Annotated in this window: 8 protein-coding genes and 1 pseudogene; 6 read left to right on the forward strand and 3 right to left on the reverse strand. The window is 55.2% G+C overall.

Going from position 1 to position 15,032, the window contains the following annotated elements; genetic code table 11:
* Window positions 1-147 precede the first annotated feature (147 nt).
* Together ACFW0H_RS02395 and ACFW0H_RS02400 are read left to right on the forward strand one after the other, a co-directional pair.
* The gene (locus ACFW0H_RS02395; protein ID WP_422912302.1) at window positions 148-1,395 is read left to right on the forward strand and encodes a Rieske 2Fe-2S domain-containing protein; all 1,248 of its coding nucleotides are present in this window, start codon (window positions 148-150) and stop codon (window positions 1,393-1,395) included.
* A gap of 84 nt (window positions 1,396-1,479) precedes the next feature.
* Complete coding sequence (locus ACFW0H_RS02400) at window positions 1,480-2,439, forward strand: PDR/VanB family oxidoreductase (protein WP_422912303.1); 960 nt, start codon at window positions 1,480-1,482, stop codon at window positions 2,437-2,439.
* Window positions 2,440-3,533: 1,094 nt separating this feature from the next.
* On the opposite strand, the gene ACFW0H_RS02405 is transcribed toward ACFW0H_RS02400, so the two are convergent.
* Together ACFW0H_RS02405 and ACFW0H_RS02410 are read right to left on the reverse strand one after the other, a co-directional pair.
* On the reverse strand, window positions 3,534-4,883 hold the full coding sequence (locus tag ACFW0H_RS02405) for a DUF1329 domain-containing protein (RefSeq protein WP_422912304.1): 1,350 nt from the start codon (window positions 4,881-4,883) through the stop codon (window positions 3,534-3,536).
* A gap of 999 nt (window positions 4,884-5,882) precedes the next feature.
* Window positions 5,883-6,070, reverse strand: a pseudogene (locus ACFW0H_RS02410) (IS3 family transposase); the annotation flags it as partial.
* Window positions 6,071-6,473: 403 nt separating this feature from the next.
* On the opposite strand from ACFW0H_RS02410, the gene ACFW0H_RS02415 reads away from it, so the two are divergent.
* The 4 genes from ACFW0H_RS02415 (at window position 6,474) to ACFW0H_RS02430 (ending at window position 12,219) form a co-directional block, all read left to right on the forward strand.
* Window positions 6,474-7,961 (forward strand): amidase, encoded by a 1,488-nt coding sequence (locus ACFW0H_RS02415; RefSeq protein ID WP_422912305.1) that lies wholly within the window; start codon window positions 6,474-6,476, stop codon window positions 7,959-7,961.
* A 96-nt stretch (window positions 7,962-8,057) separates the two neighbouring features.
* On the forward strand, window positions 8,058-8,453 hold the full coding sequence (locus tag ACFW0H_RS02420) for a YybH family protein (RefSeq protein WP_422912306.1): 396 nt from the start codon (window positions 8,058-8,060) through the stop codon (window positions 8,451-8,453).
* Between the two features lie 58 nt (window positions 8,454-8,511).
* Entirely contained in the window at window positions 8,512-10,344 is a 1,833-nt protein-coding gene (locus tag ACFW0H_RS02425; RefSeq protein WP_422912307.1) for an amidohydrolase, read from the forward strand.
* Between the two features lie 882 nt (window positions 10,345-11,226).
* Complete coding sequence (locus ACFW0H_RS02430; RefSeq protein WP_422912308.1) at window positions 11,227-12,219, forward strand: helix-turn-helix domain-containing protein; 993 nt, start codon at window positions 11,227-11,229, stop codon at window positions 12,217-12,219.
* Window positions 12,220-12,709: 490 nt separating this feature from the next.
* Here the strand turns inward: ACFW0H_RS02430 and ACFW0H_RS02435 are convergent, their stop codons facing one another.
* Window positions 12,710-14,542 (reverse strand): amidohydrolase, encoded by a 1,833-nt coding sequence (locus ACFW0H_RS02435; protein WP_422912309.1) that lies wholly within the window; start codon window positions 14,540-14,542, stop codon window positions 12,710-12,712.
* Window positions 14,543-15,032 lie beyond the last annotated feature (490 nt).

Consider the following 15,032-nt stretch of genomic DNA (forward strand, 5'->3'; position numbering starts at 1 on the left):
AGCTCCAGATAGCCACGTCAGCCAAACACCTTGACAGCCCATCTGACGAGGGATAGCCTGATTTTATCTTAACATCTAAGATACATCATCGTTAAGATAACACCCACCTACCCGGTTCGAGAAACCCACAAGAACAAAGGTGTCCGCATGTTAACTGCTGAACAAAACCGTCTTCTGACGGACGTCGCCCCAGGCACCCCCCTGCACAATTACTGGAAAAAGCAATGGATTCCTGCCCTGCGCAGCGAAGCGCTGAAACCCGGTGGTGCCCCCCAAAAAGTCGAACTACTTTGCGAGAAATATGTGGCCTTTCGCGGCGACGACGGCAAGGTCGGCTTCCTCTACGAAACCTGCCCGCACCGCGGCATCTCCCTAGCCCTTGGGCGCAATGAAGGCAATCGCCTGACCTGTATCTTTCACGGCTGGAGCTTTGATGCCGACGGCAACTGCACACGCATGCCCACCGAGAAAGACCAGAGCTTCTGCCAGAAGGTGAAAGGTCAAGGCTTTAAGGTCCGTGAAGGCGGTGGGATCGTTTGGGCCTATCTGGGCGAAGGGCAACCGCCGAAGTTCTGCGACTACGCGTTCACCTACCTCACCCGCGAACATGCCCGTCCTCGTGCGTCATACAACGAAGCGAACTGGCTGCAGAATGTCGAGACGCTGCTCGACTCCGCACACATTGGCCTGCTGCATCATGACACCACCGCCGACGCCAGCTTGCCCCAGGCCGGCCTGCAGTTGGTGACCGGCAACGACACCCCAAAGTACACCCTGGAGCAGCGCTCCTACGGGATGCGTTCGTACTCCCTGCGCAGTAGCGGAAGCGAGAACGACTACCTTCGGGTCACCGAGTTCGTCGCTCCGGGCACTGCCTTCATCGGCACCACCGATGCCGAAGCCGGCTTCCTGATCATCGTGGTGCCGGTCAACAACACCCGGAGCCTGCAGTGGTACATCTACTGGGACACCCGGCAGCCGATCGACAATAACCTGCCGGACTTTGCCCTGCTGGGCACTGACGATTCAGACGACAATTTTGCCGCTTCGCGCCAAGGTACGCCGAACTACGGACAAGACCGCGAAGCCATGCGTGCGAGCAAGAGCTGGAGCGGTGTACCGGGCGTGATCTTCGAAGACTACGCGGTTGCTGAGAGTATCCCGATTGTCGACCGCACTCGCGAGTTCCTCGGCAGTGGCGACTTGGCGATCGTGCGCCTGCGCCGCGAACTGATGGAACGCATCCGACAGTCGGAAGCTGGCGAGGACTGCCTTCAGGCCGAAGCCTCCGACTACCGAGCGCTACGCGCCTTGGCGGAAATCATTCCAACCAATACCAATATTCAAGAGTTCACTGAGCAAAAGCTGCAGGATCGCAAAGCGAGCTTCGCATGACCTACAGCCGCCCGGCGAATGACGGGCGGCCTTAACGTTTGGCAAGACCGCAATAGCCCGCGACCTGCGCGGTTTGAGGTAGATATGAATTCGCCCATCACATACTCGGTGTATGTAAAGTCCATCATCTTCGAGGCGAACAATGTGCTCGCCTACGAACTGCGCCCTGTGAAAGACGTCAAACTTCCCCTGTTTTGCGCCGGAGCGCACATCGACCTGATTATCGAGGGAATCACGCCTCGTAGCTACTCGCTGCTCAACGACCCGTGCGAGACCAACCGTTACGTAATTGCCGTGGCCAAGGATACTAAGAGCCGTGGCGGGTCCAGGCTGATCCATGAAAAACTGCGGGCCGGGGACCGGCTACAGGTCAGCGCTCCGAAGAACTATTTCCCGCTGGCCGAAGGAGCACACCGGACCACACTTATCGCCGGGGGTATCGGCATCACCCCGCTATGGAGCATGGCTCAACGGCTAAACGCACTGGGCGCGCCTTGGGATCTGTTCTATTTCGCCCGCAATCGCGAAAGTGCCGCACTGCTGGAACGCATAGAGCGGTCATCTGGTACCGGCCACTTGCATCTCAATCTCGCACTAGATATCGAAGCCACGATCGAACGGATCCAAGCGATCTTTGCCGAAGACGATGGCGAGCGACATTACTATTGTTGCGGCCCCAGCGGGATGCTGGAAGCATACAAGGCCGCTGCCGCGAAGGTCCCGTCCGAACGAGTCCATTACGAAAGCTTCGCGCCAATGCAGGAAGCCAATACTGCCGGCGGCTATGAGGTATCGCTGGCCAGGACGGGCAAGACCCTAATGATTCAGGAAGGACAGACGCTCCTGGATGCACTATGTGAAGCCGGAGTCGAAGTTATGAACTCCTGCCGCGAAGGCATTTGTGGCGCCTGTGAAGTACGGGTGCTGGAAGGCATTCCGGATCACCGTGACTCCATTCTTAGCCATGCCGAGAGAGAAGCAAACAAGACCATGTTTGTCTGTTGCTCAGGGAGTAAGTCGCCTAACTTGGTACTAGATCTCTAAGCTCAACCGCGGCGGGTAGTTGAACGAACGGTTGGATAATGTTAGAGCCCCATCGTGAGCTTCTTGGGTTACGGGGAAATGTAGTAGATAGTTGGGAGGGGGCTAGAGCAGCCCCTCTTCTATCCCAGTAGCACGATCAATCGCCCCCCGCCCACTAGGACGAACGAATTCGCGAGGGCAACGGTTATCGTCAGTATCAGCCAGGTCAGGCGTTTCGTACTAGTCAAAACTCGGCTTCTATCCTGCCGATCTGGACTATAGCAAGTGAAGCGTACTCACCCAATTCCCTTCTTGAAATAGTGAGAAGACTGGATAGGTCGACCATGATGGAGAGTTTGCTCCCTACGAGCATAATGTAAACTGTTTCACCAAGCCTCTTCTGCTTGACCATTTCAGTGAACTATATTCTGGATACGGCGTTATCAATCGCCCCCTCCAACCCCGACCTATTCTAAATAACTACGTGCCAGCCCAATCAGGGCTATGCCATTAATAAGTCGGGTTGCGACTAGCCTTTCCGTTACCAGCAATTTGGTCGTTTACCGGGGCCGATAACCAACGTAGCGATCAGCAGTACCGGAAACGCTGCCACACACTGCCACTAGCAAGAATGCCCATTCAATCTTATGCCTAGCAGTCTTATTACGATTATTCTCCTTGACACCCCATAACCTTGACCTTGCGGAATTAAAATACGCATACAACTTTCCGCCAAATGAGTCCTACTCAAAAAAATGGCGACCTTGCTTATGGCAATGTCGCCGAGCCCAATGAGGCGAAGCTTGGCAATATGATGGGGCACAGGACTAGGCTTTTGACCCAAGCCAGTGGCATATGACTCTAACGAATCACATGGCTTTCAACTGAATGCTCACATCAATCATGAGCACCCAAGATTACTTATAGAAATAACAGCCAAGCCAAATTTTACTATACTACATATCCGGACCCACCAGAAACTTCAATCCAAAAAAAATGCTGCACATCCTTTCGAATGAGCAGCATAAAGTGCGACGTCAATCGCAACCACAACTAATAAAGTGAAACCTATCTATCTAGACTCAGCGCTTTTGATGCCTAGCGATGCGGATCATTTAGCGCAAGCTATCACCCACTAGAGAATCGGCCGAGAACGCATCCTTAGCAAAGCGCGGCACGAGCGCATACTGCTTCGGTTTATTGTTGATGATGGCCTCAAAACCAGTACCAGATACGAGGTCATTGAAGCCAAAACTGGTCATGACCACTGCTGGAGCGTCAGGTGCAACAACAGCGTCCGCATGAAGTGTCTTCCAGAGTTGACCTTTTGCGTCCCAGCGGTCACCTAGCAGACAGATCCAGCTGTCCTCGTCGCAGTAGTAGCGACTCCTAACTGCCTGGTGGCGCTTGCCGCTGCGCAAGTTGGCTTCTACTACCCAAACCCGGTGCAGTTCCCAGCGTACGTGATCAGGATTGAGGTGGTGCTCAGATATCAGTTCTGCGTCATCTTTGACCTGAAGCGCACCGTTACTGTTATAAGGTACATACTTCTCCTGTTTACCTATAATCTTCCAGTCGAAGCGATCGAGCCGACCAGCAAAGGTCGTGACTTCGTCGAAACTCATTACGCCAGCGGTGGCCGGTGATGGGGTATCGCAACAGGCGTTTGGCAGTTTGCGTACCCGACGCTGACCAACGAGATAAACCCAGGCTTGTGCCTTGTCGCCATCAAAGTTTTCGACTCCGGCGAGCGCCTCGCCCGCACGAATTGCCGGTCCCGTGGTGTCCAGGCGGCTCCTCCAGTAATTATTGGTCTTAGCCAACTCCTCAAGACTGCTATCCGGCAAGTAGTAGGGCATTTCGATATCTTGAACCAGATCAGAAACCATTACTGCTTTGCCATTTGCAGTAAGCTGGTAGCCCTTAAACATCTGAGATGTTGAAATTCCGCGCCAGCGCAGCACGTGATTCCACATTACTTCCGCGCCGCTTTGCGGGATGGGGAAGGGAACTCCGCCGTAGACACCCTCCGGAATGTCGCCGTTCATCTTGCCGCTGGTCGCATTCTTGAAGGTATTGTCATACACCCACTTCGGTGCTGCTGCAGTACGGTGGGTTTTGTAGACGTTGATTCGGAAGCTCTCAGGGTACTTCTTCAGCAGTGCCTTGGTACCATCAGTGAGTTTATCGGCATACTGATCGGCATTCGCAGGCGTAATGGAGAACAGAGGCTTCTCATCCTTGAATGGATCACCACGACGCCCGCCGGGCTCGTCTCCGGGGATTGGCGTGGTGTAGCCGCCGGTCCAGGCCGGGATGGTGCCATCCTTGTTCCCAGCCCGCTCGGCACCGAAAGGCGTAAGTTCTTTATTCAGCTTCGCCGCTTCTTCGGCAGAGACGGCCGCAAACGTTTCAGGACCGAACGATAGCAGGGTGACTAACAGCGGGGTGAATAGTTTATTCATCTTATTGTTCCTGTATTTTAAACTCACGATGGCGCGGCACATTGGTAGCGCCCCCTAAGCGTTGTTACTGAAACGCTCCCTGCGTCGGGCTCGAGAAACGGGATAGAGGGGTCGAGGCTCTTGAGACACTAGTCACTAAGATCAAGCGAGTCAGGTCTTGGGCTACACGCCGCCGGCTGTTCTTTAGTGCCCCTGCCATGGCTGAGCCACAAATATCGGGACCTCGAAAGGTCGACGATGGCAGGACTGCTTGTCATTTCCTATCTCCTCCGTCGAAGGCTGTCTTGGTTACGACAGGAAGCGTGACCGCCCCTCCACCACTAAGTGAAACGGCACCTCGCGACAATCCTGATGTCTGCAAGATTACGAGCCGAAAAAGTGCGGCGTTAGCCAAATTTGGCACCGCAAAAACAGATCATGATCACGCTAAGAATCCGAGCTACCTTGCCCAGCATCGGTGGGCAAGACTTTAAGCACTCATCCGGGCCTCTAAGGCTTCAGAGCTGAAATGCACGGCACGCTGTGGCTCCGTCGGCGGCTGTAGGTAGTTTCGATGTAGGACTGCTCGTGAAGAGCTCGCCGTGGACCCCAGGCGAAAAGATGCGCTCAGCACAGGCATTTTTTAACAGCTGCCTTTCACGCTCATGCGTAAGCGTCCAGCCCCTGGTCGGTGCCCTGCGCGAAGCGGTGCTTGCCCAATGCGTGATCCATGCCGACGAAACCCCGGTGCACTGTCGCTCGCAATCTGAGCACGTTCAGTTGGTTGGGCTCGCGCACGGCGTACAGCCTTGTGCCATTTATAGGGAAATTAGGCGAATTATCTTTTCAACATAATTTATAGTGATTCTTATTCGTGAATGCTCGTCGAGCCCTCTCGCATTGACTCACACCTTGTCCGCTCCACACCTGACCTTCGTAAGGAGCATTAATCGCATGTTGCTGCGCTGCACCATCGCCCTTGGCGCAAGGATCAGGAAGGTGTGTTCGCCGCACGCTTACGCTCATGCTGCATCGGAAGTGATGAGCGCGGATCAGCTCCTGGTGAGCCACCGAACAGCGCTGAATGCCGCGGACGACGATGACGTCATGAGGCTAGTGCGTCTCCGCACCTCCATGCGCAGAGCATCTCAAGCAAGATCATCCCTCAGCCGCCCGCTCATGACCCAGCGAATCATCATCCGGGAATACTGAATGGTCACAGAGCCCTCCACGCCTTCCTAACAGCCGTTACCAGCGAGGCCTGGGCGTGCCAATTTTGGCTAACGTCTACGGCCCTTCATTTGCAATCTTCCCCTACGTGCATGCCGCGCGTCCTTAGCGACAGGGTGGGAGCCAAGCACCACCGCTCCGATCCTTGCCGGAATTGATCCCGGCGAAGCTCTTGAACCGGTTTATACCCGTAAGGTTACGGAGGTTTCTTCGCTTTTCCTCGATTTACAGGACCAGCCTGCAATCCTGCGTCTCAGTAGACGCGAACCGATGGTTCAGAGCTTTTGAATGGCAATTGACATTGGAACATTCCTCCTAGGGGCTACCTCGTATTGACCTCTGGGTATGCCTTGACACCGAGAGCTTAAAAGGAGGCAGGCAATGAGCTTAGAAGACTTGGCGTTCCGCTCGGCAACCGAGCTGCTGGGGCTACTTCGCACAAGGAAGATCGGTGCAGTCGAGCTGTTGAAGCTACATCTGGAGCGCGTCGAGAAGCACAACCCCGCGCTTAACGTAGTCGTGGCACTGGATGGAGAAGGAGCACTAGAGGCTGCCCGCAAAGCGGACAATTTTCCGGAGACGGATCTACCTCCGCTCCACGGGCTACCAATGACAATCAAAGACACCTACGAAGTCGTTGGCATGCCTGCCACTTGCGGCCTGCCCCTTCTCGCCGATCATCGGCCACAACAAGATGCAGAAGCAGTGGCACGGCTCAAGGGGGCAGGAGCGGTAGTCTTCGGAAAAACGAACGTACCTCCCGGCGCCTTCGACTGGCAATCCTATAACCCGATCTACGGGACTTCGAATAATCCCTGGGACGCCTCGCGCACACCAGGCGGGTCGTCAGGCGGTGCCGCAGGAGCCGTCGCCGCAGGCCTTACTGCGCTTGAGCTTGGTAGTGATATTGGCGGCTCGATTCGCTGCCCGGCCCACTTCTGCGGAATATTTGGCCACAAGCCCAGTCACGGCGTGGTGCCGATGCGTGGACACATACCACCGCTTCCAGGACGCTTTATGCGTTACGAGCTTGGTGTCTGCGGTCCGATGGCGCGCAGCGCAGCAGATCTGGAATTGGCCATGGACGTGCTGGTTGCACCTTCCGAGCTTCAGCTGCCCGCGTGGAGTATCAATATTCCGCCGAGCCGCCATGAACGCCTGCAAAACTTCCGTGTCGCCCTGTGGACTGACGACAGCACCTATGCGGTCGATTCGCAATACCAGGGAGCGATTGAAGCATTTGCGCAAGACCTGCGCCAACTGGGAGTGAAGGTTGATTTACGCGCGCGGCCGGAACTAGATCCGCAAGTCTCTTACGAGACATACCTGATGACTCTACTGCCATATGTAGGGGACCTGCCGCAGCATGTACTACAGGAAGTGTTCGACACAGCGGCCTCGCTTTCGCCGGGCGATGGCAGCTACACAGCGCGCGCGGCCCGAGCATGGTCCATGCGCCATTGTGAATTCTTCGCTGTGATAGAGCAGCGTGAACGCCTCTATCGGAGTTGGCGCAATTTCTTTACCAACTACGATCTCGTGATTTGCCCGGTAATGCCCACAACTGCATTTCCACATGATCACGTCGGCAGCGACTCTGCAAACCCGATAGCCATTGGGGACCTTCGCAACTTGATGGTCAACGGCCGTCCCCTACCCTACTTCGACGGATTGCAGTGGTCTTCTCTCGCAACCGTTGCCGACCTGCCAGCTACGTCGATCCCTATTGGTCGTTTCATCGATGGATTGCCGATGGGGGTGCAGCTGATTGGCCCCCACCTGGAAGACCGCACGCCGCTACGCTTTGCCCAACTCGTAGAGCAAGTACTCGGTGGTTTCAAGGCTCCGAGTGGGTACGCCTCAGAGTGAGCTTCGGTAACAGTCACACAACTTTGTCGGTGAAGCCAAATCGTAGCGTGGTCTTCCTGAATGTGCGGCGCCAATATTCACCCAAGGAGCAAAACCATGATTGAGATCGCCTACTTAATTACCAAGGATCACGATGATATTGAAGCAGCAATTCGTAAGTTCGAGGAAACCTTCAATTCTGGAGATATTCGCAGAGCGGTCTGGGAGGTATATACGGAGGAAGCTCAGATTCTTCCACCAGGCGGACCGATAATCGTAGGACGAGAAAGCATCGCTAATTTCTGGGAAGAATCCGCACAAAAAATTGGATTAAAGAGCCTAAAGTTAACAACTATGCATCTGGAGCTTCACGGCGATTGGGCGCACGAAATCGGAAAGGTAGTGCTGTCGCTTGTTGACGGGACGGAAGTTCATGCCAAGTACATGGTGATTTGGAAGCGCCTGAACGGACTATGGCTCTGGGATATAGATATCTGGAACATGGATGCCTAATTCACCAACTCAATAACGGACATCTAAACCAGAAGTCATTAATTCAGGAGACAATGCGATGAATGACCCCATCCAACGTACGCTGATTTTCGGCGGTCCTATTTTGACCCAGAACGAAGCGCGTGAAACTCACGAGGCCCTGGTTCTTGAGGGGGATACCATCCTCGCTACGGGGCCCCTCGAAGAAATGCGAGCGCTCGCGGGCTCTTCCGCGCGGAAGATCGATGTTGATGGAGGGGCTGTGATGCCCGGCATCATCGACAACCATCCTCATTTCCTTCACCTGGCAAGCTTCGACGCACTCTGCGTCGACCTGTACGACGCCCGCGATCACGATGACATACGGGCGCGCATTCGAGAGCGAGTAGCTGTCACACCGACAGGCGGATGGATCGTAACGACGCCAGTTGGTGAGCCGCATTACTTTATCCGCCGCTCCTGGCGGGACCTGTCCGAAGGTCGTCTGCCGAACCGATACGAGCTGGATGCCGCCGCACCGGACCATCCTGTTTGGATTCAAGCGTATGCCCCCCAAGTGCCTAACATCAGCGTGATGAACTCGAAGGCCCTGCAGGTCCTCGGACTTGGTCGAGATCTCCCCGATATCGTGGACGATGTTTGGATCGAAAAGGATGAGCGCGGTGAACTGACCGGTATCTTTCGCGGCAGCGTGACGAACTACTACAACCCCAGCGCCTTCTGGATGACTCGCGTCGTTTCGCAAATGCCGCCGCCGCCGGAAGACATCTGGTATTGGGGGGGACTCGCTGGACAAGTCAGAGCGGCCAAACAGGGTGTGACAGCATGCTATGAAGCGCACGCGATGGATGCCTCTCATATTGCGGCATACCAGCGCGTTCGAGACGAGGGGCGCATGACGATGCGCGTCATGGCCGCCCTCGATGCTGCCCCTACAGCCTTTGATTTCGGCTTGAATCTGACCGAAGAGGGTGCCTATAAGAATTTCGAGCTTGCCTTGAAGCTTTCACAAACGAGCGACCCGTACTATCGGGTCAACGGCATGTCGTTGGCCCGAGGCGGCGGTGCCTGGTCTGGTTTTCTCCGAATCGACCAAACATACAAGGATCCGTACGGCCGCCCAGCCAATGGGCATACCTTCGTACCGCAAAACATCGAGCGCGCCGCCATCGAGTTCAGCCTGCGCAATGACGTTCGACTGAACATGGTGCAAGGAGGCTATCAGGACCACCGGGAATTTTTAGAATCCTTGGAGCCGTTCCTAGCGCAGTGGGATGTGCAGGCCAGAGAATGGATTATGCAACACAACATCCTCATCGATGAAAAGACCATCGAACGCTATGCCAAGCTGAATTTCCATTTTACCAGCAGCGCCAGCTTCTGCTGGGGCAAGGGCGACCTCTACCAAGAACGCATTGGGGAGCATGTGCTCAAGGATCTCGTGCCCATCGGTAAGATGATGGCCTCCGGCGCCAACGTTGGATTGGGCTCGGATTGGGGACCTGCCAGCACCTTCGAACATATGGCGCTCGCCGAGACACGGGAGTTTGCTGGGTCTGGGCGCCGGCATCTCGGCCCGGGTAACGCAATTACCCGCCAACAAGCACTTGATGCCTGGACGGTGAACAATGCTCGATTGATGCAGTGGGAAGGTATCGGCGCGTTGAAGCCTGGATACAAGGCTGATCTTGCCATCGTTGACCGCAATGTCTTGACCTGCAGCCTCGATGAGCTAGCAAAGACTCAAGTTCTCAGAACGACAATGGGAGGCAAGGACGTTTTTGACACCGGGGTCATAACTCGAATTGACGAACTGGAGCTACCCGCCGAACGTTTGCAGCCCCTGAAGCAGACTTCGACGTCGGGCCGACAGGCTGGGCACGTTTGCGGTACTCATTGTAATCACTCTTAAGAATGGTCTGAATTAGCCCCGAGTTTTCCAATTCGGCAGCCAGTCACCTCAAAAAACTGCGAAGCAGGCGGTGGGGTAAATTTTCAAGCTCCGCCGCTGTTCCGACACTTTGCCTGAGGATTTTCCCACGTTACGGGCGCACCTCCCCCGCTGCCCAGCAAATGTCGGCGAGCCATCCAAGGGCTCGACAGCGCGAGCAGCATTGCCCAACTGCGCCGTATCCATGAGGAGACATCGGCAAGGCTGGCAAACCAATCTGCGACGCCGCGAACCAAGCAGAAACTTGGCATCGGCGCCGAACCAGTTTTGCAGCAGGCGCGATGCGCAACATAGTTTCCAGCAGACACGGCAGAAGACCGATGTCAGCCTTAGAGCAGAACGAATCGCTCCACTCCAACAGCACCACCCGCCCCATCTCCGTCAGAAAGCGTTCGCGCCGGATCTCTTTACGTTAGCCGACATACTCGACGCCTGAAAAACTCATGTTAGCCGCGCGGCAAGACTCCGATGCATTAAAGGAGCCACTCCAGCAGACTTAGCTGGGATTTTGTGCGAGTTCCCTTAAGTGGCACTTCGATTACACAAAGGTAACACTGCGCCATTGGTAACGTTTTTTACATTACCGCCATCATGTACAAAGCTCTAAAACAAGCAATATTTACACCAGCCAAGGCCTTTGGAATGGGTGAAAACCGGAGTAAGACGCCGATTTTAATGCCATCCGTCCACCAGCCCCAGGTAAGCGGTAGATTTTAGCAACTTCTGCTGAAGAGCCACTGCCCCATTTAGTGTCCTGTCAAATGGAACAGATCTTGCTTTACCAATACACCAACCGGTGACTCGTCAGCATTACCGCCTGCTCCCCAGGCATGAGACAGCAGCATGATCCGAGATGAACGCGGCAACGAGCAAGTCTACTACGTGCAGGAAGCCCTCCATTCAAATCCGTTCACCAATTCTGCGGCATTCGACGGCTGGGACTTGGAGTATACCCAGCTTTCTTCAGGACAGTATCAGTGCGAGACAAGGGAAATGTGGATCCCTGGACTCCAGATTTACACTGAGGCGGGAAATGTAACAAGCAATCAGCTTGGCACAGCTTGGTGCAACTCTTACGTTTTTGCACTGCCTTGTAGCATGGAGCATGAAGGTCGGATAAACGGACGACGCTGGGATCGAGAACTTATTGCCTTTCGAGGCGATAACGAGTACGACGCACTCGTTCCGCCCATGAAGTTACTTATCGTTGCAGTTTCTCGAGATTCGGTTGCCGAGTATATGGAGACAGTGGAGCATGTATCAGTCAAGGATTGGCTAAAACGTGGGATGCTGCTGGTTGAGGACCCGGCTTACAGAGCTCGGATGGTCGAAGCTTTCTCGGGCGTACTCGACGGTTGTTGCGCGGATTCCAGTCTGCTTTCCCACCGACAGGCTCGCTCAGCAGTGAAGCAAGCGACGATGGAGATTATTGCCCCCATTATTCTCCAGAACCTCAATCTTCCACCAATTGTCTACAGAGAATTTAATCACGTACAGATTGTCCGCCGAGCACGTGAGTTCTTGCTCGACAACATTACAGAGCCAATGCAGATAATCGATGTCTGCCGAGAAATCGGCGTCTCCAGGCGTGCACTGCAGTACAGCTTCCAAGATCTTTTGAATATAAATCCAGTCACTTATCTGCGACTACTAAGACTCAATGGCGCTCGGCGAGATCTAATCAACGCCGGTGAAAAACCGGTACAGGTTAAGGATGTCGTTGCCCGCTGGGGATTCTGGCACTTGAGCCGTTTCAGTTCCGAGTACAAGCAAATATTCAATGAGCTTCCTTCGGAAACTCTGCGTCATGTGAACCAGCTAGCCAGGAGCGTGTAGGGTTAACAACCAATCCAACTCCTGCGCCCAGGTTATCTAGTGACCACACTGCAGTACAGCATTGCCTGCAGAGCCCACCATACTTGGCACTAACGGTCTTGACCTTGATCAAGGCCTTTATCCGCTGCCGCACACCTTCTGCGGCAACAGTTCCCGTCACAGATCGGAACATCCATTAAAATTTCAGAATATCGCACAGCCGCGGAAACTTTCGCTGCGCATACATGAATATGAGGCCGCCTTCACTCAGCCGCGCACTCGTATAGATGAATTAACCATCGTCGTTTCGAGCTTAATACGTCCGCACCAATCAAGGTGGCTTGCCAAACTCGCAGCTGTTTCCTCATTACCGCAAGGATGCGCCTGGCGTATCCGAAAAAGACGGCAAACTGAAAGTCCGTTGACTGCCTGCTAACGCTCGGCGGCGACACCGTGCTGCGAACTAGCTTGCCAGCTGGTCCCCCGCGTGGCGATGCCGCCGAGAAGCTATCTATTTCGGGTGATTGCAGTGCGGGCCGCACTCGTGATCCGCTGAGCGGAGGGTCGTGGACCTCTTTAGGGATTGCAAGCGCTCAGGAGGCAGCTCGACCTCGTCTAGACGAGGAAGAATGCTCCTATCAAATACATCCTTCCCTCCCAGCACGGTTCGTAGTACTTGCGTCTTGGGCAACGCATCAAGGGTACAGGTGAGCGGATTCTGATCGACAATGACCAAGTCCGCCTTATACCCAGGTCTCAACGCTCCAATACCGGCCCACTGCATCAACTTGGCGTTATTGGTCGTCCACCCGTCTAGCGCCTGTTGTCTAGTGATGGAATAGCCCGGGCCGTCGTGCCGGTATCCGGAGCCCGCAAACTCGCGTGTCTCCGCGAGCGCCAGGTGCTCGAATACGCTTGCAGGTCCCCAGTCGCTGCCCAAACCGATGTTGGCGCCTGAAGCGAAGATCTTTCCGATGGGAGAGAGTTCCTTGAGTACTTGCTCTCCCATGCGCTGCCGGTACATATCGCCCTTTCCGAAGCAGAAGCTCATGGTGCCGGAAAAATGGAATTGCAGCTCGGCAAAGCGCTCGATCGTGGCGTCGTCAATAAAAATGTTGTGCTGCATAACCCATTCCCTGGCACCTACATTCCAGTCGGCGAGGAATGGCTGGAGATTCTCGAGGAACCGACGATGATCGCGACCGCTCGTCGGCATGAGATTCAAGCGGAGATCATTGCGCAGGCAATAGTCGATCGCTTCACGCTCAATATCCCCTGAAATAAACGAGTGTCCGCGCGTTGGCCGCCCAAAGGGGTCGCTGTAGGTGCGGTCGGTCGGCATGTGGCCCGTCCAGCCGGGCCCGCCGACACCGAGCGTCATGCCGTTGACACGAAACAGCGGATCGACGGTCTGTGTCAAACCCGCTGCCAGCGCAAACCGGGCCCGAAGACCATCGTCGGTCAGCCCCATACCGAAATCGAACGCGACAGACTCTACCTCCAGCGCCGCCAGGACACGCATGTTCAGGCTTCCTTCATCCCGCGCGCGTTGATAGGCGGCGATGTGTTCCGGCTCCATCGCGTGGCCCTCGTATGCGGCGGTAATGCCTCGCTGCGCGGCTGATAACTGCCCCGCCATCGCCCCCTGGTACCAGAGGTCGTCGCTCGGACGCATCACCTGCGCAAGCACGCGCGTCAGCCAGAATCGGCTGCTGTTGTAGTAATTGGTCACGTAGCCACTGAAGATGCCCGTCAGTTCGCCGTTCGCGTCTTTTTCGACGAACACATCGTCGATGTAATCCGGCAGATCGCGCGTAAACCCTAGCACCTGTAGCGCCTTCGAATTCATGGCACAGACATTGGGCAATGTCGGCGCGAAGGCCTGAATCCAGACGGGGTGATCCGGGGCAGCGGCGTCCAGTTCATAGCGGTTAGGCAGGCGGCCTTCAGGCAGATCACGCCAGGAGCGGCGGATAAAATAATGCGGCTCGCCTACCGGCGTGGCGACAATCCATTCGCCACGCGGAGTGACAGCAGCACGCTCGCGGATGCGAGTTCTAATGTCGTCGTGGTCGCGAGCATCGTACAGCTTGACGCACGACACATCGAAGCTGCCGAAATGCAGAAAGTGCGGGTGATTGTCGATCAACCCGGGCATCACGCAGGCCCCATCAACATCGATTTTCCTCGACGAAGAACCTGCTAGTGCCCGCATATCTTCGAGCGAACCAGTGGCCAGCACGGTATCGCCTTCGAGGACCAAGGCCTCATGTGTTTCACGCCGCTCGTTCTGGGTTAGAACAGAACCGCCGAAAATCAGGGTACGTTGCAACGATTGGGACATGCTACTGCCTCTTTGAGTAATCGTTCTTTGTTCGGGGCTCGAGACCCCAGGTTTTATAGCCCCCCTGCTGAAGCCATTTCCCAAGCGCGATGGTTGATATGTCGGCGCGGCCTTGCGAGCCGAAGAAGGTGCAGGGAGATCGCAGACAAGCCGACCACGAAGTGCACGTGCAGACACTTTGGTTTCTGGGGCTCAGATTGACTAACGATGATGCAAAGTTAATCGTGATGAACGCCTGGCGTTAGCCGACTTTGGCACAGCGAGAAACACTGGGCTGAGGGCGCCTTGATTCAGGATTCTTGTTCAGAAATCGAGAGCAGAGTCAATGATCGCGATCTGCCAGAGCAACTGCCCTGGTCGCACCGCGTCAGATAGGGCCAGAACCGGCAGAGTAATAACTACTGGGGTACCCCCTACTTTTGAGGCACCCGAGGAAAGAATTCGATTCCCTACATTGGAAATTGATTTCGTGCAATGCTATGCATCTACA

This window comes from Metapseudomonas cellulosilytica (assembly GCF_049334135.1).
GTDB lineage: Bacteria > Pseudomonadota > Gammaproteobacteria > Pseudomonadales > Pseudomonadaceae > Metapseudomonas.